Origin of the sequence: Pseudomonas gorinensis, assembly GCF_042015035.1 — a bacterium.
GTDB classification, from domain to species: Bacteria; Pseudomonadota; Gammaproteobacteria; order Pseudomonadales; family Pseudomonadaceae; genus Aquipseudomonas; species Aquipseudomonas gorinensis.
This window is the reverse complement of sequence record NZ_CP167125.1, coordinates 3,201,552-3,219,108: the sequence shown is the minus strand read 5'-3', so window position 1 is coordinate 3,219,108 and position 17,557 is coordinate 3,201,552. Positions and strand designations below refer to the sequence as shown.

Here is a 17,557-nt window from a genome sequence, read left to right as displayed (position 1 = left end):
ACGGCTAACCCGGCGTCCTGCCGGGTTACCCACGGATTCAAGCCTGCGTTCGGCCAGCGTGGTTTAACGGGGCGCCTAAGATCAAGATCAAAAGCCAGAGCAAAGCCAGAGCAAAGCCAGAGCAAAGCCAGAGCAAAAGCAGAATGAGGTCTACCTGACCTATGGAGATCTCTGACCTGTGGAGATCCAAATGTGGGAGGGGGCTTGCCCCGGTACAAACCGGGGACATCGTTTACATTTCTAACCGGGGACATGGTTTACAGGTTAATACGCATGATCAGGAGGTAGCTGATCATGCCCTGGAACCAAGAGTCCCCCATGAATCAACGAATCAAGCTGGTTGCTAACTGGCTTTCTGGCAACTACACAAAAGCCCAGCTGGCGCGTCGTTTCAACGTGAGCCGGCCTACGGTAGACAAATGGATTGCTCGGTATGATGGCGATTTAAAGTCGTTGTCCGAGCTTTCCCGACGACCTCATCACAGTCCCAACAAGACCGACGATGAGATCTTGGCCCGTGTAGTGGCCATGAAGGAAGCTCACGATAAGTGGGGACCTAAGAAGCTTATCGAGCTACTGCGAATCGAGGATCCCTCCATCGCATGGCCCTCTGCGAGTACAGCAGGCCAATGGCTGGATCGGCTTGGACTGGTCAGCAAACGGCGGTTCAAGCGTCGGCACGGTACCTCCCATATTGAAATGCGAGAGGCCAATGACCCCAACAAAACCTGGTGCGTGGACTACAAAGGGCAATTCAAGATGCTCAACGCCCAGATGTGCTTCCCGCTGACTGTTACAGACCATGCATCCCGTTTGATTCTGGCTTGCAGGGCTCATCCTAAAATCATGACCCAGCCTGTAAAACAAACCTTTGAGCGGCTTTTTCAGGATTACGGCATGCCGGAAGTCATTCGTTCTGACAATGGCGTTCCCTTCGCCTCTCCTGGCTTGGCGAGAATGTCCACACTGGCCGTTTGGTGGATCCGTTTAGGTATCTATCCCGAGCGCACCATACCAGGAAGACCTGCCCAGAATGGTCGACACGAACGAATGCATCGCAGCCTGAAACTTGAGCTACCGCTAGGGAACAACTTGGTCGAGCAGCAGCTTTTGTTGGAACATTTCCGACATGAGTTCAATTACGTACGCCCTCATGAAGCGCTTGGTATGAAGCGCCCGGGAGAGGTGTACGTACCATCTACCCGACTGTACCCAGGATGCTTGCCCGATGTGGAGTATCCGGCAGAAATGCGGGTGCGAAGCGTCAGGCAGGATGGATCGATCAAGTGGAATGGCAAGTTGGTATTTGTCAGCGAGGCCCTATCCGGAGAAAGGATAGGGCTTAAAGAAGCTGAGGATGATGCCTGGGATTTGTACCTGTGTGACTATCCCTTGGGGAGGCTTGGACGAGGTACGACCCGCGTCCAAGCCTCAAATGTGTAAACGATGTCCCCGGTTTCAGATGTAAACGATGTCTACGGTTCTACACCCCGATGGCGCCGGGTCAGTCAACAAATAAGTGACTGACACTCCCTCATCGGGGGCAAGCCCCCTCCCACATTCTCAACCGAGTACACCAGCTACAACACCGGTCGGCTCGAAGGCCGCCGCGCTTTGGCTTTTGATCTTCGGCGCCCCGTTAAACCACGCTGGCCGAACGCAGGCTTTGGAGCGTGGGTAACCCGGCAGGACGCCGGGTTAGCCGTCCTGGGCCAGGGATGGCCCATGACGGCGGCCCACGCTCCAAAGCCGGAGTGAGGGCACACCGAGCCTAAGCGAGGTGCCGAGTGGTGGGGCACAGACCTTTTGGTTACTTTTGGCTGGGCCGGCATCCCGGGCGTTTGCCAAAAGTGACCCGCTGTAAGGGGGTGTCAGAAATTTTGTGTTCGGGCATAACATGAGTAAGAGGTGCATGTATGCCAACCAAAAAGAAACCCGCGTTGCGAGAGCTGCCGAAAATCCCGAAAGAGCTGCTCGAGCAATTCACCGATGGACCGATGACCGCTGAAGCTATCGAGGACGCGTCTGCGGCGTTCAAGAAGGCTTTGATCGAGCGAGCGCTGAGTGCAGAGCTAGGTCACCACTTGGGCTATCCGCCGGGCGCGCAGCGCCCAGAGGATGAAACCAACCAGCGCAATGGCAAAAGCGGCAAGACGGTTCTAACCGGCGACGGTCCGCTCCGACTGGATATTCCCCGCGACCGGGACGGCAGTTTTTCGCCCATTTTGATCCCCAAGCACGAACGCCGCTACACCGGTTTCGACGACAAGATCATCGCCATGTATGCCCGTGGAATGACGGTCAGAGAGATCCGAGCGTTTCTTTCCGAGCAGTACGGTACTGACGTTTCTCCCGACTTCATCAGCTCTGTAACCGACGAGGTCATGGCAGAGATCGGTGCATGGCAACAGCGGCCTTTGGAGCCGATGTATCCGGTTATTTTCTTCGATGCTCTACGGGTCAAAATTCGCGAAGAGGGGCTGGTTCGCAACAAGGCGATTTACTTGGCCCTGGGCGTTTTGCCTGACGGAACACGCGATATTCTCGGCATCTGGATAGAAAATACCGAGGGCGCCAAGTTCTGGATGAAAGTTTTCAACGACCTCAAGACACGCGGCGTCGAAGACGTGTTGATTGCTGTGACCGATGGACTGAAAGGCATGCCAGAGGCTCTCAACGCCGTATTTCCAGACACGACACTGCAAACATGCATTGTTCATCTGATCCGCAACAGTCTTGATTACGTGGCCTGGGACAAGCGTCGCGAACTGGCCAAGGCGCTCAAACCGATCTATCAGGCGGTGACCGCCGAAGCAGCCGAGCAGGCGCTGGATGCGTTTGAAAGCGGGCCATGGGGCAAGCAGTATCCGACGGTAGTGGCTGCCTGGCGCCGCGCTTGGGATCGTGTGATCCCATTTTTCGTGTTCCCGCCGGCGATTCGAAAAGTGATCTACACGACCAACGCCATTGAGAGCATCAACGCTCAGTTGCGCAAGATCATCAAGACCCGAGGTCACTTCCCGACCGACGATGCGGCGACAAAACTGATCTGGCTTGGACTGCGCAATATCACCGCAAACTGGGGCTCCGCGGCCCATGACTGGAAAAGTGCGATGAATCAATTTGCGATTCTGTACGGAGATCGATTTATCAGGCCAACCTGGTAAAGCATGGCCTGCCTGACGGCAGGCCGTTACCGGCCCGCACACAAAATATCTGACAGTCCCGTCGCCGTTACCGCAGAAATGGATATGTACTCAGTCAACCAGCCCATGTACTCATCACCACAGCAACCAATATCCCCCCCACTATCACCACCCCCCACCCCACCATCGCCAAACGCCACCCCCAAGGCCCATGCCGCAATTCCATAAACCCATCCACAATCACCCACCCCTTCACCACCGCCAACCCCAGCACCACTCCCCACAGCCCAGACGCGCCAGTCAAGACCGTACCAACACTCAGCGCCACCAGCACCGCCCAACACACCACCACTCCCAGGGAACCTCCCATCCGCACCTCACCCAATCACATAGACCAACGGAAACAACACCACCCACACCAAATCCACCATGTGCCAATACAGCACCCCAGACTCCACCCCACTCAAGCCAGTGCCCGGATAAGCCCGCCGCCAACAACCCACCGCCACCCACCCGAGAATCACCATCCCCAGCAGCACATGCAGAAAATGAAACCCGGTCAGAATCCAATACAAAGTGAAGAAGGTGCTGTGCTCCAGCCCCAGCCCGGCGGCGGCCAGGTGGGCGTACTCGCCGAGTTTGATCCCCACGTACACCAGTGCCACCAGCAACGCGCCCACCAACAACGCGCCGCCCTCGCGCGAGCGCCCCAGACGTACGCGCTGCACAGCCAACGCCGCGAACAAGCCCGTGGTCAGCAGGCTCAAGGTCATCGCCAATCCCGTCGAGGTATCCAGCTGCGCGCGCCCGTCAGCAAACACCTCGGGCTTGAGTACCTGGGTCACGGCGAATGCCAGGATCAGAATCGCAAACACCGACAGCTCAGCGAGGATAAAAAACCACATCGCCAGGTCACCTGGCAGCCGGCGCGGTTCAGGCGAAGTGCACATCCACCACGTCCATCAGCGCAGCCACGGTGAGGGGATCATCGCTCAGCGGTTCCGCCAGGCAGGCCAGGCACGCCTCGCGCGGGTTCATGCCGGCGCCGATCAGGCGTGCGGTGAAGATCAACAGGCGTGTGGACGCGACTTCTTCCAGGTCGTGCTGATCGAGGCGACGCAATGCCTGGCCAAGACGCACGATCTGGGCGGCGAGCGCTGCGTCCACGCCTGCCTCACGGGCGACGATGCGTTCCTCGTCGGCCACTGGCGGGTAGCCGAAACGCAAAGCGACGAAGCGCTGGCGCGTGCTGGGTTTCATGCCCTTGAGCAGGTTCTGGTAACCAGGGTTGTATGACACCACCAGCATGAACGACGACGGCGCCTTGAGCACTTCGCCGGTGCGTTCCAGGTAGAGCTCGCGACGCTCGTCGGCAATCGGGTGCAGCACCACGGCGGTGTCCTGGCGCGCCTCGACCACTTCGTCAAGGTAGCAAATACCGCCTTCGCGTACGGCGCGGGTCAGTGGGCCGTCCTGCCACCAGGTGCCCTCGGCACCGATCAGGTGGCGTCCGAGCAAGTCGGCGGCGCTCAGGTCGTCGTGGCAGGCCACGGTGTACAGCGGCAGGTTCAGGCGGTGCGCCATGTGCTGCACGAAACGGGTCTTGCCACAGCCGGTCGGGCCTTTGATCAGCACCGGCATGCGGTGGCGCCAGGCGTGTTCGAACAGCGGCTGTTCGTTATGCAGCGGTTGGTAGAAGGGCTCGGTCATCACGCGTACTCACAACGGGTTCGACTGCCACGCTAAGGGCCCCTGCGACAACCTGGCAAGCACGCACACCGGCAAACTTGATCGCCGTCAAGCGAACATTGCGACGCGACACCCTAGTCTTGCCGGGCACTAAGAACCTGCGCTCTACCCTGCCTTCGCCGGGCATCGCAAAGGTCTTGCCTGAGGAGAAATGGAATGCTGACTCGCAACAGAAAAACCTGGGTATTGAGCCTCGCCAGCTTGAGCTGCGCCCTGGCCCTGGCCCTGCCGATCACGGCCCATGGCGACGCGGCGGCAGGCGTGGTGAAAACCACCGGCGCCCCCGATATGAGCCAGGCTGACTTCGACGCCTCCAAGCAGATTTACTTCGAGCGCTGCGCCGGTTGCCATGGGGTATTGCGCAAAGGCGCCACCGGCAAGCCGCTGACACCGGATATCACCCAGGCCCGTGGCCAGGCGTACCTGGAAGCGCTGATCACCTACGGTTCTCCCGCCGGCATGCCGAACTGGGGCACCTCCAACGCGCTGACCAAGGCGCAGATCACCAGCATGGCCACCTTCATCCAGCACACTGCGCCCACCCCGCCGGAATGGGGCATGGCCGAAACCCTCAAGACCTGGAAAGTGCTGGTCAAACCGGAAGACCGTCCGAAAAAACAACTGAATAAACTCAACCTGCAAAACCTGTTTTCGGTGACCTTGCGCGACGACGGCAAGATCGCCCTGGTGGACGGTGACACCAAGCAGATCATCAAGCTGATCGACACCGGCTACGCCGTACATATCTCGCGTATCTCGGCTTCCGGTCGCTACCTGCTGGTGATCGGCCGCGACGCCAAGATCGACATGATCGACCTGTGGCCGCTGGAACCCACCAAAGTCGCCGAGATCAAGGTGGGCATCGAGGCCCGCTCGGTGGAGACCTCCAAGTTCAAGGGCTATGAGGACAAGTACGCGATTGCCGGTTCCTACTGGCCACCGCAGTTCACCATCATGGACGGTGAAACCCTGGAGCCCAAGCAGATCGTGTCCACCCGCGGCATGACCGTGGACAAACAGGAATATCACCCCGAGCCGCGCGTGGCGGCGATCATTGCCTCCCACGAATGGCCGGAATTCATCGTCAACATCAAGGAAACCGGCAAGGTGATGCTGGTCAATTACCAGGACATCAAGAACCTCACCATCACCACCATCGACGCCGCGCCGTTCCTGCATGACGGCGGCTGGGACAGCACGCACCGCTACTTCATGACGGCGGCGAACAACTCCAACAAGGTCGCGGTGATCGACTCCAAGGAGCGCAAGCTCACCGCCCTGGTGGACGTCGGCAAGACCCCGCACCCCGGCCGTGGCGCCAACTTCAACCACCCCAAATTCGGGCCGGTATGGGCCACCAGCCACTTGGGCGACGGCGGTATTTCGGTGATCGGCACCGACCCGGTCAAGCACCCGCAATATGCCTGGAAACAGGTGGAATCCCTCAAGGGCCAGGGCGGCGGTTCGCTGTTTATCAAGACCCACCCCAACTCCCATCACCTGTACGTCGACACCACCCTCAACCCTGACGCCAAGCTCAGCCAATCGGTCGCCGTGTTCGATATCAACCAGCTGGGCAAAGGCTACACCGTGCTGCCGATTGCCGAGTATTCCGGGATCAAGCAAGGCGCCCTGCGCGTTGTGCAACCGGAATACAACAAGGCGGGCGATGAGGTGTGGTTCTCGGTATGGAACGGCCAGACCGAAGAGTCGGCGCTGGTGGTGATCGATGACAAGACCCTCAAGCTCAAGCAGGTGATCAAGGACAAGCGCCTGATCACCCCGACCGGAAAATTCAACGTCTACAACACCCAACACGACATTTATTGAGCCCCATCAACACGAGATCATCCAATGAAAAATACTCTCCTCGCACTGCTGGCGTGCACGGCGGCCATCGGCCTGCAACCGGCGCTGGCGCAAGACGGCCACGACCTGTTCAACAGCAAGCCCTGTGTGGGTTGCCACACCATCGACAGCAAACTGGTGGGGCCGGCCTTGAAGGATGTCGCGGCCAAGAATGCCGGGGTGAAAGACGCCGCCGCGACCCTGGCCAGCCACATCAAGAACGGCACCCAGGGTAACTGGGGGCCGATTCCGATGCCGCCGAACCAGGTCACCGATGACGAAGCCAAGGTGTTGGCCGATTGGGTCCTGACCTTGAAATAACCACAAGGAGCACGTCATGCACGCATCGATAATCGGTACCGCCATGGCGTTGTTCCTGCTGATGCCCGCGCGGGCAGCGGCCACCCCGGACGCTGCCCGCCTTGAACACCTGCTGACCCAGGACTGCGGCGCCTGCCACGGCCTGCACCTGACCGGTGGCCTGGGCCCGCCCCTCACACCCCTGGCCCTCGCCGACCACAGCCGCGACAGCCTGATCGCCACTGTCACCTACGGCCGCCCTGCCCGCGCCATGCCCGGCTGGGGCCCACTGCTCAGTGCCGGCGATATCGCCTGGCTGGTCGACCGCCTCTTGCAAGGAAGCCCCGCACCATGATGCGTCCCGCCCTGTTATCCCTGTGCCTGTTGCTCGGCGCCTGCACTCAGCCCACGTTGCGCGGCAGTGGCGACCTGGGCCTGGTGATCGAACGTGCCAGCGGCAGCGTGCAGATCATCGAAAGCACCGGCATGACCGAACTGGCACGCATCGAGGGGCTGGGCGACCTGTCCCATGCCTCGGCGGTGTTTTCCCGCGACCAGCGTTTCGCCTATGTGTTTGCCCGCGACGGCGGTTTGACCAAGGTCGACCTGCTGACCCAGCGCATCGAGCGGCGCATCGTCCAGGGCGGCAACAGCATTGGCGGCGCCATCAGCCAGGATGGCCGCCTGATCGCCGTGTCCAACTATGTGCCGGGCGGGGTCAAGGTGTTCGACGCCGACACCTTGCAACAGGTCGCGGATATCCCCGCCACCGCCCTGCCCGACGGCAAGCGCTCACGGGTGGTGGGCCTGGTGGATGCGCCCGGCCAACGCTTCGTGTTCAGCCTGTTCGACACGGGCGAAATCTGGAGCGCTGACTTCAGCCACGGCAACGCGCCGCGCATCACCCGCTTCAAGGACATCGGCGAGCAACCCTATGACGCGCTGATCACCGCCGATGGCCGCTACTACATGGCCGGGCTGTTCGGTGAAGACGGCATGGCCCAGCTCGACCTGTGGCACCCCGAGCGCGGCGTACAGCGCGTGCTCAAGGACTACGGACGCGGCCAGGCCAAACTGCCGGTCTACAAGATGCCCCACCTGGAAGGCTGGGCCGTCGCCGACAACCAGGCCTTCGTACCCGCCGTGGGTCGCCACCAGGTGCTGGTGATGGACGCGCGCACCTGGCAGCAAACCGCCGCGATCGCGGTGGCCGGGCAACCGATTTTTGTCACCGCGCGCCCCGACGGGCGCCAGCTGTGGGTCAACTTCGCCTACCCGGATAACGACCGGGTGCAGGTGCTCGACAGCGAGACCCACCAGGTGGTCGCCGACCTGCGCCCTGGCCCCGGTGTGCTGCATATGGAATTCAGCGGGCGTGGCGAGCAACTGTGGCTGTCGGTGCGCGACGGCGAACAGGTGCAAGTGTGGGACCCGTACCGCCTGACCCTGCTGAAGACATTGCCGGCCCTGAGTCCCAGCGGCATTTTCTTCAGCCTCCGTGCGCAAAAAATGGGGTATTGAGATGGACCTTGATCGGCTCAGCCAACAATTGATCGAACGCTTCCAACACGGCATGCCTCTGTGTGCCGAGCCCTACCGGGAAATGGCCCAGGTGTTGGGTTGCCGCGAGGCCGAGGTGATGGCGTGCCTGCAACGCCTGGAACTGGCCGGCGCCCTGTCGCGCATCGGCCCGGTGTTCGAGCACACCCGCGCGGGGGCCAGCACCCTGGCGGCGCTGGCGGTACCCGTCGAACGCCTGGAGCAGGTGGCCCTGCGGATCAACCAATATCCGGAGGTCAACCACAACTATGCCCGCGACCATCACTACAACCTGTGGTTCGTGCTGACCGGGCCGCACCGCCAGCACCTGGAGCAAATCCTTGATGAGCTGGAGAAAGACACCGGCCTCACCCCGCTGGATTTGCCGATGCTCACCGCCTACCGCATCGACCTCGGGTTTTCCCTGGGAGAACACCCGTGATCACGCCGCTGACCCAGGAACAAATGCTCGACCTGCGCCAGTGCCTGGAGCGCGGTTTGCCTATCGTCACGCGGCCTTATGAAGACCTCGCCGAACAGATCGGCGCCCATCACGACCAGGTGCTGCAACAGATGCAGCAATGGCGCGACCAGGGCTTGTTTCGCCGCGTCGGCCTGGTGCTCAACCACCGCGCCCTGGGCTATGTGGCCAACGCAATGCTGGTGCTGGACGTGCCGGATGCGCTGGTCGATGAAGTCGGCCAGCGCCTGGGCCGCGCGCGGGGGGTGAACCTGTGTTACCAGCGCCCCCGGCGCCTGCCGCAGTGGCGCTACAACCTGTTCTGCATGGTCCACGGCCGCGAGCACCGCGCGGTCGAGGCGCAGATTCACGCGCTGCTGGAGCAGCAGCTGCTCAGCGACCTGCCCTATCAACTGCTGTTCAGCACGCGCGCCTTCAAGCAATGCGGCGGACGTTTTGCCCCACCCCCTTCGCAGGTATGGGCCCATGGATGATCTTGACCGACGCCTGATCAATCGCCTGCAACTCGGCTTGCCGCTGGTGCGCGAACCTTGGCAGCAGGTGGCCGCCGAACTGCACAGCCGCCCCGGTGAAGTGCTCGACCGCCTGCATGATTTGCTCGAAGACGGCGTGCTTACGCGCTTCGGCCCTATGTTCGATATCGAGCGCCTCGGCGGCGCCTTCACCCTGGCCGCGCTGGCCGTACCCGAGGCGCGCTTTGACGCCGTCGCCGAGCAGCTCAACGCCCTGCCCCAGGTCGCCCACAACTACCGCCGCGAGCACCGCTGGAACATGTGGTTCGTGCTCGCCTGCGCCACCGAGACGGAGTTGGCCGCCACCCTGTCGCGCATCGAGGCCCTGACCGGGTTGTCGGTGCTCAACCTGCCGAAGGAGCACACCTACCATGTCGGTCTGTATTTCCCGGTCTGACACCCCCCTGGCCCTGCGCCTGGTCGCCCTCACCCAAGGCGGCCTGCCGCTGGTGGAAGACCCGTGGGCCTGGCTCGCCGAGCAGTTGGGCATCAGCGTCGAATCGACCCTCGACCTGCTCAAGCGCCTGCAGGCCGAAGGCGCGATCCGACGTATCGCGGCGGTGCCCAACCACTATCGCCTGGGCTATCGGCATAACGGCATGACGGTCTGGGACGTACTCGACACGCAACTGCCGCGCCTGGGTCAACTGCTCGGTGCGCAGACGTTTGTCAGCCATTGCTACCGGCGTCCGCGCCGCCCCGGCTGGCCCTACAACCTGTTCGCCATGGTGCATGGGCGCAGCCGCGAGGAAATCGACAGCTACCGCGAACACCTGCGGTTCCTGCTGGGGGATGCCTGCCGCGCCGACGAGATGCTGGTGAGCAGCCGCATCCTGAAAAAAACCGGCCTGCGCCTGCCGCCGGCCCACTCGTAGGAGCGCCCCATGCTGCGGATCAGTCAGTACTTGCGTACCCTCGCCGGCCAATGCCCGCCACCCCGTACATCGCCGCCCGGCAGCGATCGGCCGCCGGTGGTGATCTGGAACCTGCTGCGGCGCTGTAACCTCACCTGCAAACACTGTTACGCCACCAGCGCCGACAGTGTGTTCCGCAATGAACTGGACACCCCGGCGGCCCTTCAGGTCATCGATGATCTGCAGGCCGCCGGGGTGCGTGTGTTGATCCTGTCCGGCGGCGAACCCATGCTGCGCGAGGACCTGTTCCAGCTCAGCGCCTATGCCCGCGACAAAGGTTTTTTCGTGGCGCTGTCGACGAACGGCACGTTGATCGATGAGCACACTATCCAGCAGGTTGCCGACGCGCAGTTCGACTATGTGGGCATCAGCATCGATGGCCTGGAGGCGACCCACGACGCCTTTCGCCAATTGCACGGCAGTTTCCAGCGCTCGATGCACGCCATCCGCCTGTGCCGCGAGGCCGGGATTCGCGTGGGCCTGCGCACCACCCTGACCCAGGACAACCACGCGCAGTTGCCGCAGCTGCTGGCGCTGATGCGCACGTACGATGTGCAGAAGTTCTACCTGTCGCACCTCAACTACAGCGGGCGTGGCAAGCGCAGCCGCCAGTTGGACGCGCACCGGCAGATGAGCCGCGAGGCCATGCGGTTGATTTTCCAACAGGCCTGGAGCGATATCGAAAACGGTATCGACAGTGACTTCGTCAGCGGCAACAACGACGCCGACGCCGTGCTGTTGCTGCAATGGGTCCACCAGCATCTGCCCCAACACTACCCCCAGCTGGAGCACCTGCTGCACAACTGGGGCGGCAATGCCTCCGGCAGCGGCATCGCCAATATCGACAACACGGGCGAGGTGCACCCCGACACCTACTGGTGGCAGCACTCGGTGGGCAATGTGCGCAACACCACCTTCCGCCAACTCTGGCTGGACCAGCCCGATCCGTTGCTGCTGCGCCTGCGCGAACACCCGCGTGCCATCGGTGGGCGTTGTGCCAAGTGCCATTGGTTGCCGATCTGCAACGGCAATACGCGCACCCGCGCCTGGGCCGACGGCGACCTCTGGGGCCCGGACCCCGGCTGCCACCTCAGTGACGCCGAGATCGCCCAGCGGCCCTCCCCCTGATCCCTGGCGCGACCACCCGGTGACACAACCGGGGGCGCTGCCTACCTGATGAAGAACCAAGGACGTCTCATGCACACTTCAACCGCCCTACCTGCCAGTTTGCACAGCCCCTTCCACCCCGGCGAAGTCGCGTTGGTGGGCGCCGGCCCCGGTGACCCGCGCCTGTTGACCCTGCGTGCCTGGAGCTTGTTGATGCAGGCCGATGCCGTGGTGTTCGACCGCCTGGTCAGCGCCGAGCTGCTGAGCCTGATCCCGCTGACCTGCGCGCGCCACTATGTGGGCAAGGCCAGCGGCTGTCACAGCCTGCCCCAGGACCAGCTCAACGAACTGCTCGCCGACCTGGCCGACCAGGGGCAACGGGTCGTGCGCCTCAAGGGCGGCGACCCCTTTATCTTCGGGCGCGGTGCCGAAGAGCTGGAATACCTGCTGGCGCGGGGCATTCCTTGCCAGGTGGTGCCGGGTATTACCGCGGCGTCCGGGTGCAGCGCCTATGCCGGCATCCCGTTGACCCACCGCGACCTGGTCAACTCCTGCCGCTTCGTCACCGGGCACCTGCAACGCGACGGTGCCTTGAAATTGCCCTGGGCCAGCCTGGCGGAGCCGAGCCAGACGCTGGTGTTCTACATGGGCCTGTCCAATCTGGCGCTGATCGCCGAACACCTGGTTGCGGCGGGTTTACCGGGGGACACACCCGCGGCGCTGATCAGCAATGGTGCCCGCGCCGACCAGCACGTGGCCCGTGGCACCCTGCGCCAGTTACCGACCCTGGCCGCCGACTGCGAGCCCGGGGTGCCGACCCTGACCGTGATTGGCCACGTGGTCAACCTGTTCGCCGACACCGCCCTGCACTTCCCCGCCAGCCTGACCCCGGCCCGTGAAGCGGTGGCGGTATGAAACGCCTGCTGCTGGTGCCGCTGCTGTGGGCCTCGGCCGCCCACGGAACGCCGGCCGAGGACTACCAACGCCTCTGCGCAGGCTGCCACGGCCTCAACCGCATCGGCGCCAGCGGCCCGGCGTTGCTCCCGGAAAGCCTGGGGCGGATCAAGCCGGAGGAAGTGCGCAAGGTCATCGAACAAGGCCGCCCCGCCAGCCAGATGGCCGCGTTCGCGCCACAGCTGAGCGCGGCACAGATCGACGGCCTGGCGAGCTTGCTGCAACAGCCGCCCGATTCGCCGGTGAGCTGGGATGAGCAGGCTATCCGTAGCAGCCACACGGTATTGGCGGATGTAAGCCGCTTGCCCACCACACCGCAACATCACGTCGACCCGCTCAACCTGTTCGTGGTGGTGGAGTCGGGCGACCATCACATCGACATTCTCGACGGTGACACCTTTACCGTGCTGGACCGCTTCCGCACCCATTTTGCGGTGCACGGCGGGCCAAAATTCTCCCCCGACGGGCGTTTTGTGTACTTCGCCTCGCGCGACGGCTGGATCAGCCAATATGACCTGCACAACCTCAAGCTGATCGCCGAAATCCGCGTCGGGCTCAATACCCGCAACCTGGCGGTGAGCAAGGACGGGCGCTGGGTGCTGGCGGGCAACTACCTGCCGGGCAACCTGGTGCTGCTGGATGCGCGCGACCTGTCCCTGGTCAAGACGCTGGACACAGCCTCCCGCGTCAGCGCGGTCTACACCGCGCCGCCGCGCAACAGCTTTATCGTGGCGCTCAAGGACGTGAACGAAGTCTGGGAGTTGTCCTATGCCGCCGCCCAGCCCAGCTTCGAACCCCGGCGCATCCAGGCCCAGGACGTGCTCGATGACTTTTCTTTCTCCCCGGATTACCGCCAACTGGTGGCCACCTCACGCAAAGCCGGGGGCGGCCAGGTGATTGACCTGGACAGCGGTCGGGTGGTCACCGATATCCCGCTGTCCGGCATGCCGCACCTGGGTTCGGGAACGTATTGGCAACGCAATGGCCAGTGGGTATTTGCCACGCCGAATATCAGCAAGGGGCAAATCTCGGTGATCGACCTCAAGACCTGGACGCTGATCAAACAGATCCCCACCCTGGGGCCAGGCTTTTTCATGCGCAGCCATGTGAACTCGCGCTATGTGTGGAGCGACGTGTTCTTCGGGCCGGACAACGATGCGATCCACCTGATCGACAAGCAGACCCTGGAGATCGCCCACACCCTGCGGCCGATGCCAGGCAAGACCGCGGCCCATGTGGAATTCACCCGGGATGGCCGCTACCTGCTGCTGAGTATCTGGGCCACCGACGGCGCGTTGATCGTGTATGACAGCCAGACGCTGAAGGAGATCAAGCGCATCCCCATGAACAAACCTTCGGGCAAGTACAACGTGGGGAACAAGGTGGAGTTTGCCGAAGGCACATCACATTGAGCCATGGTGTTCAAAGACTGCCTCCTCCCACACTTAACCGAGTACAGCAGGCACAACTTCGGTCGGTTCCAGGGCCGCAAAAACCAGAACAAAAGCAGACTCAGGTCTACCTGATAGATACCGATCCAAATGTGGGAGGGGCGGTGCGACGATTCGACTTGCCCCCGATGGCGCCGGGTCAGTTAACCAATAAGTGGCTGACACTCCCTCATCGGGGGCAAGCCCCCTCCCACATTTTTTACCGAGTACACCGGGCACAACTCCGATCGCCGCGACAGCACTTAGCTCAAACCGTGCGGGAGAACTGGCCTTTGTGTGCGCCGCCGAGGTAGGCGTCGAAGGCCATGGCTACGCTGCGCACCATCAATTGGCCCTTGGGCAACAGTTGCAGTGCATCGTGCTGGATCAGCAACAGCCCATCTTCCACCTGCTCATCCAGTTGTGTCATGGCCTCGGCAAAATACTCGTTGAACCGAATGCCATGGGCGGCTTCGACCCGGGCGAAATCGACGCGGCCGTCACACATCAGGCCATTGATCACCTCGCGGCGCAGCACGTCATCGGGGTTGAGCCGATAACCGCGCTGTACCGGGAGCATGCCCGCATCGATTCGCGCGTAGTACTGGGACAGTTCCTTGACGCTCTGGCTGTAGCTGTCACCCACCTTGCCGATGGCGGATACACCCAGGCCGATCAGGTCGCAATCGGCATGGGTGGAGTAGCCCTGGAAGTTGCGTTGCAGGCTGCCATTGGCGCGGGCCAATGCCAGCTCATCGTCGGGCAAGGCAAAATGGTCCATGCCGATGTAGACGTAACCGGCCTCGGTAAGGCGGCGGATGGTCAGTTCCAACAGTTCCAGCTTGCGCGTCGGGGGTGGCATGTCTTCGGGGCGGATCATGCGCTGGGCGCGGATCTGGCTGGGCAGGTGCGCGTAGCTGTAGGCCGCCACCCGGTCAGGGCGCAGGGCGATCAGTTTGCTCAGGGTCACATCGAAACTGGCCACGGTTTGCAGGGGCAAGCCGTAGATCAGGTCGACACTCACGGACTTGAAGCGCGCCTCGCGGGCCGCCGCCACCAGTTGCACGATCTGCGCTTCGCTTTGCTGGCGATTGACCGCTGCCTGCACGTCGGGGTCGAAGTCCTGAACGCCGAAGCTCAGGCGATTGAAACCCAGGCGACGCAGGGTGTCGATCCGTTCGACGCTGATGGTGCGTGGGTCCACCTCTATGGAGAACTCATGGGCGTCACTGTCATCCAGGGTGAAATGTTGCCCCAGGCAGTCCATCAGCTCAGCCAGTTGCGCGTCGTCCAGGTAGGTCGGCGTACCGCCCCCCAGGTGCAACTGGGTCAAGCGCCGGGAGCGCTCGAACAACGCGCCTTGCATCTGGATCTCGCGCTTGAGGTAGCCCAGGTACTCCACGGCGCGGTGGGTCTTGCGCGTGATGATCTTGTGGCAGCCGCAGTAGTAGCAAAGGCTCTGGCAGAACGGGATATGGATATACACCGATAACGCCTTGGGCGCGGCCACCCGGTGGCTGGCGCGCACCGCCTGGTGATAGTCATCCAGGGCAAAGGCACTGTTGAATTGCGGTGCGGTGGGGTACGAGGTGTAGCGCGGCCCGGGTCGGTCGTATTTGTGTACCAGGGCGCGGTCGAATTCAAAGGCTGTCATGGTCGATCACCTCGTCATTGGCACTGACCGGGGTAGCGAGCACGGCGCGTTCGAACAACGCGCAGATGCCATCCACGTGCGGCAGGCCGGCCGGCAGCAGCCAAATGAATGTCGGCGACAGCTCGATCAGGCCGTCGCGGTGCAAGGCTTCCAGCAACGGCCACAGGTTGGCGAAATAGCGCGCGAACACCAGGCCGTAGCGATGCTCCACCGCGCGGATATCCAACTCAAGGTCACAGGCCAGGCGTTCGGCGACGTGCAGGCGCACCGGGTCGGCGGTCTCGCGAAACCAGCCGCGGCTCGTGGCGAGCTGGCCATTACCCAACTGTTCGCGGTACTGGCGAGGATCGGTGGTGTTCTGCGCACACAAGGTGTCGATCTGGCTGATGGCGCCCAGGCCGAAACCAACATGGTCGCAATAACCGTGCAGGGTAAAACCTTCGCAGTTACGGCTCAGGCGCCCGCGCTCCTGGGCCTGCTTGAGGTCATCGTCGGCGCGGGCGAACTGGCCCAGGCCGATGTAGTGATAGCCCGCGGCGGCCAGGTGCTCAAAGCTGCTGCGGCGCATGGCGCTCTTGTCTGCCTCGCTGCAGAACGGCTGGAGGCGCTGGGCTTGATAGCGTGAAGGCGCGTGGGCGTAATCGAACACCTGCAAGCGGTCCGGCTCCAGGGTGATCAGGCTGGCGAGTTTCTGCTCGAAACTCGCCGGGGTCTGCCAGGCATGCCCATAACCGAGGTCGATGTTGACCGAGCGAAAACCGAAGGTGCGCGCCGCATCGACCAACGATTCGATGGGCGCCGGGTCCTGGTACCGCGCCTGGGGCAAAGGCCCTTCGCGATTGGCGTCCGGCACGCCGATGCTGGCGTGGTTGAAGCCCAGCTCGCGCAGCAGGCCCATGGTGGCCCAGTCCATGTGCCAAGGGTCGAGGTCGATGCGGTAGTCACCCCGGTCGTGGTCGAGGAAGTTGAAGCGCTCATGCAACTGCGCCATCAACGCTTGCAACTGCGCCAGCGCCGGGGTGGTGCCGCGCAGGTGAAAGTGATCAACCGGCTGGCGCGCGCCGAGCTGGCAACCCATCAGTTGGATTTCCTGGGTCAGGCTGTGCAGGTAGTCATCGCCGAGGTCGCTCGCCGGCCAGTGCAGGTTCAACGCCAGCGGCCGTTGGCGCTGGCGGCTGTCACGCAAGGCGCGCAACAGGTCCAGGGAGCCGACACCGGCATGGAAGCGCCGGGTGTCCGTCTGGCAGGCCAGGTCCAACACGCCTTGATCGTGACGAAAGCGGGAGGGATGAAGGTGGGTGCGCATGACAGACTCCGGTACGGGCGACGGTGACCCATTGTCCGGTGCGACCTGGTTGCGCACCTTGATATGCATCAAGGTCGCAGGCCCGTACGTCTACCAGCTCAGGTAAAACATACTCTTGGCCAGCAGCACGATCGCGACCATGTGCGCGAACAGGCTCAGATGCACCCCGCGGCTATAGCGTGCACTGACGGTGCCCAGGCGCATCCGCGCCATCGTCACCAGAAAGTGCAGGAGCACACTGGCGGCCAGGATCAGCTTGAGGGTCAGCAATGTGCCAAAGGCAGACGCCAACGGTGCCGACAGCACCGGCAGGTAACGCAGCCAGACCATGCCGAGCCCGGCACCGAACAGCACCAAGAGCACCCACGGCATCAACACCCGGGCGCGCCGGGCGACACCCTGCTCCACCAGCACCATCACCCGAATCGGCAGGTGCCGGTGCAGGTGCCCCAGGATCAGCACCTCGAAAAACACCGTGCCGATAAAGATCAGCGCGGCGAACAGGTGGGCCAATAGCAACAGGAGGTAAAGCATGGAGGCCTCGCAGAGGGACCGGCCGTGGGGAGCCCAGTGTGCGCGAGGGTGAATGACACGGCCTTGATACCGATCAAGCGTTG

19 protein-coding genes are annotated in these 17,557 nt (G+C 62.7%); 13 read left to right on the top strand and 6 right to left on the bottom strand.

The genetic code is table 11. From position 1 onward, the window contains the following. Positions 1 to 294: 294 nt before the first annotated feature. Positions 295 to 1,443 carry an integrase core domain-containing protein gene (locus AB7933_RS14790; RefSeq protein ID WP_024074889.1) on the top strand — a complete coding sequence of 383 codons (1,149 nt, stop codon included), beginning with the start codon at positions 295 to 297 and terminating at the stop codon, positions 1,441 to 1,443. A 473-nt stretch (positions 1,444 to 1,916) separates the two neighbouring features. Further along, positions 1,917 to 3,167, top strand: coding sequence for an IS256 family transposase (locus AB7933_RS14785; protein ID WP_024074675.1), 1,251 nt, complete (start codon positions 1,917 to 1,919; stop codon positions 3,165 to 3,167). Between the two features lie 94 nt (positions 3,168 to 3,261). On the opposite strand, the gene AB7933_RS14780 is transcribed toward AB7933_RS14785, so the two are convergent. Genes AB7933_RS14780 through AB7933_RS14770 form a run of 3 tightly spaced genes read right to left on the bottom strand, consistent with a single transcriptional unit; the run spans position 3,262 to position 4,856 of the window. Beyond that, entirely contained in the window at positions 3,262 to 3,516 is a 255-nt protein-coding gene (locus tag AB7933_RS14780) for a cytochrome C oxidase subunit IV family protein (RefSeq protein WP_024075001.1), read from the bottom strand. Between the two features lie 7 nt (positions 3,517 to 3,523). Then, complete coding sequence (locus AB7933_RS14775) at positions 3,524 to 4,096, bottom strand: cytochrome c oxidase subunit 3 family protein (RefSeq protein WP_024075000.1); 573 nt, start codon at positions 4,094 to 4,096, stop codon at positions 3,524 to 3,526. Continuing rightward, a complete protein-coding gene (locus tag AB7933_RS14770; protein ID WP_041160914.1) occupies positions 4,080 to 4,856 on the bottom strand; it encodes a CbbQ/NirQ/NorQ/GpvN family protein in 777 nt (258 codons plus the stop codon). Before AB7933_RS14770 ends, AB7933_RS14775 begins: the two co-directional genes overlap by 17 nt. Before the next feature lie 327 nt (positions 4,857 to 5,183). Here AB7933_RS14770 and nirS point away from each other — a divergent pair, with 327 nt between their 5' ends. The 11 genes from nirS (at position 5,184) to AB7933_RS14715 (ending at position 13,962) form a co-directional block, all read left to right on the top strand. Further along, a complete protein-coding gene (nirS, locus tag AB7933_RS14765) occupies positions 5,184 to 6,725 on the top strand; it encodes a nitrite reductase (RefSeq protein WP_236646011.1) in 1,542 nt (513 codons plus the stop codon). Positions 6,726 to 6,749: 24 nt separating this feature from the next. Further along, positions 6,750 to 7,064, top strand: coding sequence for a c-type cytochrome (locus AB7933_RS14760; RefSeq protein ID WP_024074997.1), 315 nt, complete (start codon positions 6,750 to 6,752; stop codon positions 7,062 to 7,064). A gap of 16 nt (positions 7,065 to 7,080) precedes the next feature. Next, positions 7,081 to 7,398: a c-type cytochrome gene (locus AB7933_RS14755; protein ID WP_024074996.1), complete on the top strand. Its 318-nt coding sequence runs from the start codon at positions 7,081 to 7,083 to the stop codon at positions 7,396 to 7,398. After that, positions 7,395 to 8,564: a cytochrome D1 domain-containing protein gene (locus AB7933_RS14750; protein WP_024074995.1), complete on the top strand. Its 1,170-nt coding sequence runs from the start codon at positions 7,395 to 7,397 to the stop codon at positions 8,562 to 8,564. The genes AB7933_RS14755 and AB7933_RS14750 overlap by 4 nt, the downstream gene beginning before the upstream one ends. 1 nt (position 8,565) lies before the next feature. After that, complete coding sequence (locus AB7933_RS14745) at positions 8,566 to 9,024, top strand: Lrp/AsnC family transcriptional regulator (protein ID WP_024074994.1); 459 nt, start codon at positions 8,566 to 8,568, stop codon at positions 9,022 to 9,024. Positions 9,025 to 9,047: 23 nt separating this feature from the next. Further along, positions 9,048 to 9,536, top strand: coding sequence for an Lrp/AsnC family transcriptional regulator (locus AB7933_RS14740; protein ID WP_041161178.1), 489 nt, complete (start codon positions 9,048 to 9,050; stop codon positions 9,534 to 9,536). Then, positions 9,529 to 9,972, top strand: a complete 444-nt coding sequence (locus tag AB7933_RS14735) for an Lrp/AsnC family transcriptional regulator (RefSeq protein ID WP_024074992.1) — start codon at positions 9,529 to 9,531, stop codon at positions 9,970 to 9,972. Before AB7933_RS14740 ends, AB7933_RS14735 begins: the two co-directional genes overlap by 8 nt. Continuing rightward, a complete protein-coding gene (locus tag AB7933_RS14730) occupies positions 9,947 to 10,450 on the top strand; it encodes an Lrp/AsnC family transcriptional regulator (RefSeq protein WP_024074991.1) in 504 nt (167 codons plus the stop codon). Before AB7933_RS14735 ends, AB7933_RS14730 begins: the two co-directional genes overlap by 26 nt. 9 nt (positions 10,451 to 10,459) lie before the next feature. Beyond that, entirely contained in the window at positions 10,460 to 11,617 is a 1,158-nt protein-coding gene (gene nirJ, locus AB7933_RS14725; protein WP_024074990.1) for a heme d1 biosynthesis radical SAM protein NirJ, read from the top strand. 69 nt (positions 11,618 to 11,686) lie between these two features. Beyond that, on the top strand, positions 11,687 to 12,511 hold the full coding sequence (cobA, locus tag AB7933_RS14720) for a uroporphyrinogen-III C-methyltransferase (protein ID WP_024074989.1): 825 nt from the start codon (positions 11,687 to 11,689) through the stop codon (positions 12,509 to 12,511). Beyond that, the gene (locus AB7933_RS14715) at positions 12,508 to 13,962 is read left to right on the top strand and encodes a nitrite reductase (protein ID WP_024074988.1); all 1,455 of its coding nucleotides are present in this window, start codon (positions 12,508 to 12,510) and stop codon (positions 13,960 to 13,962) included. The genes cobA and AB7933_RS14715 overlap by 4 nt, the downstream gene beginning before the upstream one ends. Positions 13,963 to 14,248: 286 nt before the next feature. On the opposite strand, the gene hemN is transcribed toward AB7933_RS14715, so the two are convergent. From hemN to AB7933_RS14700, 3 genes are all read right to left on the bottom strand, one after another. Beyond that, entirely contained in the window at positions 14,249 to 15,634 is a 1,386-nt protein-coding gene (gene hemN / locus AB7933_RS14710) for an oxygen-independent coproporphyrinogen III oxidase (RefSeq protein WP_024074987.1), read from the bottom strand. Next, positions 15,621 to 16,940 (bottom strand): coproporphyrinogen III oxidase, encoded by a 1,320-nt coding sequence (locus AB7933_RS14705; RefSeq protein ID WP_024074986.1) that lies wholly within the window; start codon positions 16,938 to 16,940, stop codon positions 15,621 to 15,623. The genes hemN and AB7933_RS14705 overlap by 14 nt, the downstream gene beginning before the upstream one ends. Positions 16,941 to 17,030: 90 nt before the next feature. Further along, complete coding sequence (locus AB7933_RS14700) at positions 17,031 to 17,474, bottom strand: membrane protein (protein ID WP_024074985.1); 444 nt, start codon at positions 17,472 to 17,474, stop codon at positions 17,031 to 17,033. Positions 17,475 to 17,557 lie beyond the last annotated feature (83 nt).